Origin of the sequence: Brooklawnia sp., assembly GCF_032229645.1 — a bacterium.
Lineage (GTDB): Bacteria > Actinomycetota > Actinomycetes > Propionibacteriales > Propionibacteriaceae > Brooklawnia.
The window spans coordinates 1-2,764 of sequence record NZ_JAVTWX010000031.1 but is presented as its reverse complement, the minus strand read 5'-3'; the positions used below and the strand labels follow the sequence as shown (position 1 = coordinate 2,764).

The 2,764-nt window shown below is 65.3% G+C and carries 3 protein-coding genes; all 3 read left to right on the top strand.

The features are described from left to right. The first annotated feature begins 394 nt into the window (after nucleotides 1–394). On the top strand, nucleotides 395–766 hold the full coding sequence (gene rpsL, locus AAFP05_RS01975; RefSeq protein WP_020488528.1) for a 30S ribosomal protein S12: 372 nt from the start codon (nucleotides 395–397) through the stop codon (nucleotides 764–766). Continuing rightward, nucleotides 766–1,236: a 30S ribosomal protein S7 gene (gene rpsG, locus AAFP05_RS01970; protein WP_341728173.1), complete on the top strand. Its 471-nt coding sequence runs from the start codon at nucleotides 766–768 to the stop codon at nucleotides 1,234–1,236. Before rpsL ends, rpsG begins: the two co-directional genes overlap by 1 nt. A 204-nt stretch (nucleotides 1,237–1,440) precedes the next feature. After that, the coding region (gene fusA / locus AAFP05_RS01965) for an elongation factor G (RefSeq protein ID WP_341728174.1) at nucleotides 1,441–2,764 on the top strand (1,324 nt) is incomplete at its 3' end.

Below are 2,764 nucleotides of genomic sequence, written 5' to 3'. Positions count from 1 at the left end.
TCAGTGCCGCGCCATTATCCAGTGAGGTGCAACTGGCCTGGCTTCAGACCACTTGCGATCCACAAGGACCGATGCGCCGGGTGGGTCTCTGAAGGCCCCGAATGGTCCCTGATCGAGCCGCTCGAAGCGGTGACCACCTCCTGAACGGCACTCATCTGAGCCAACTCAGGACGAACCTCGCCGCCGCGCTGTCCTTGTCGACCGGGAGCGGTGCCGGATCGCCGCGTTTTTGACTCTCCACCGAGCGGTCAAGTAGCCTTGATCGTTGTGTTCGGGCGACCGAACCATGCGTGCGTGCGCCGCGTCCGATCCGGCCCCTTCGACAGGTTCAGGGGTCACGATTGGTGGCGCTCGGCGCGCGCCACAAAACCACGAAGGAAAGAGATACCAGCCGGTGCCCACTATCCAGCAGTTGGTCCGCAAGGGCCGCACTGACAAGGTCAGCAAGAACAAGACCCCAGCGCTGAAGGGTTCGCCCCAGCGTCGTGGCGTGTGCACCCGCGTGTACACCACGACCCCCAAGAAGCCGAACTCGGCGCTGCGCAAGGTCGCCCGCGTCCGGCTGTCCTCGGGCGTGGAGGTCACGGCCTACATCCCCGGTGTCGGCCACAACCTCCAGGAGCACTCCATGGTGCTCGTGCGGGGCGGCCGAGTGAAGGACCTGCCGGGCGTGCGGTACAAGATCATCCGCGGCTCGCTGGACACCCAGGGTGTCAAGAACCGCAAGCAGGCGCGCAGCCGTTACGGCGCGAAGAAGGAGAAGTAATGCCTCGCAAGGGTCCCGCCCCGAAGCGTCCCGTCGTCGTCGATCCGGTCTACGGCTCCCCGCTGGTGTCCCAGCTGGTCAGCAAGATCCTGCTGGACGGCAAGAAGACGACCGCGCAGAGCATCGTGTACGACGCGCTCGAAGGCACCAGGGCGAAGACCGGAATCGATCCTGTCCAGACGCTGAAGAAGGCGCTGGACAACATCCGTCCGGCGTTGGAGGTCAAGAGCCGCCGGGTCGGTGGCGCCACCTACCAGGTGCCGATCGAGGTGAAGCCCGCCCGGGCCAACACCCTCGCGCTGCGCTGGCTGGTGAGCTTCTCCCGACAGCGTCGGGAGAAGACGATGACCGAGCGCTTGATGAACGAATTGCTGGACGCGTCCAACGGGCTCGGCGCCTCGGTCAAGCGTCGCGAGGACACCCACAAGATGGCCGAGGCCAACCGCGCCTTCGCCCATTACCGCTGGTGACATCAGCGCAGCACTGATCCCCCAACAGGGCGCGGCACACCGAGCCGTGCCCTGTGCCTGACAACAGGGCGCCCTGACCGCTGGGTGCGCTGCACAGCTTGGGCGTCTTGAATCCAGGGCGCCAACTCAGCAGAACGGAAGGTTGAGCCCAAAGTGGCGATCGACTCGAACCAGGACCTGGCAGCAGTTCGCAACATCGGCATCATGGCCCACATCGACGCCGGCAAGACCACCACCACCGAGCGGGTGCTGTATTACACCGGCATCAACTACAAGATCGGCGAAGTGCACGACGGCGCCGCCACCATGGACTGGATGGAGCAGGAGCAGGAGCGCGGGATCACGATCACGTCCGCCGCGACGACCTGTTTCTGGAAGGACGTCCAGATCAACATCATCGACACCCCCGGGCACGTCGACTTCACCATCGAGGTGGAGCGGTCGCTGCGGGTGCTCGACGGCGCGGTGTGCGTGTTCGACGGCGTCGCGGGCGTCGAGCCGCAGTCCCAGACGGTGTGGCGTCAGGCCACGCGGTACGGCGTCCCCCGAATCTGTTACGTCAACAAGCTCGACCGCACCGGTGCGTCCTTCGACTACTGCGTGAAGACCATCCGGGAGCGCCTGCACACCGTGGCCGCGGTCCTGCAGTTGCCGGTGGGTGCTGAGTCGCATTTCCAGGGCGTGATCGACCTGGTCGGCATGCGCGCGCTGATGTGGCGCGGTGAAACCACCATCGGCGAGGACTACGTCGTCGAGGAGATCCCCGCCGAGATGGCCGAGGCCGCCGCGTCTGCGCGTGAGGAACTCATCCACGTTCTGGCCGACCACGACGACGACTTCGCCGAGGCCTGGCTCGAGGCGGAGGAGACAGGCGAGGAACTCTCCGCCGCCCAGATCAAGGCGGCGGTGCGACGCGCCGTGATCGCCAACAAGATCACCGCCGTCATCTGCGGCTCGTCCTTCAAGAACAAGGGCGTGCAGCCGATGTTGGACGCGGTCATCGACTACCTGCCCTCCCCGCTGGACATCCCGGCCATCCAAGGCTTCAAGCCCGGTCACCCCGATCAGGTGATCGAACGGCACACCTCCAACGAGGAACCGCTGTCGATGCTGGCGTTCAAGATCGCAGCCGACCCGCACCTGGGCAAGCTGACCTACATCCGGGTCTACTCCGGCATCCTCAAGGCGGGTCAGCAGGTGCTGAACTCGACGAAGGGCCGCAAGGAGCGGATCGGCAAGATCTACCAGATGCACGCCAACAAGCGCGAGGAGATCGATCAGATCGGCGCCGGCATGATCATCGCGGTGATGGGTTTGAAGGACACCACCACCGGTGAGACCCTGTGCGATCCGGCCAACCCGGTGGTGCTGGAGTCGATGGACTTCCCCGCCCCCGTGATCGAGCAGGCCATCGAGCCCAAGACGAAGTCCGATCAGGAGAAGCTGTCGGCGGCGATCCAGCGCCTGGCCGAAGAGGACCCGACCTTCCGCGTCCACACCGACGATGAGACCGGCCAGACCATCATCG

Bases quoted from the DNA above. Each gene is read 5' to 3' on its own strand.
- rpsG (WP_341728173.1), top strand. From the start codon at position 766: ATGCCTCGCAAGGGTCCCGCCCCGAAGCGTCCCGTCGTCGTCGATCCG.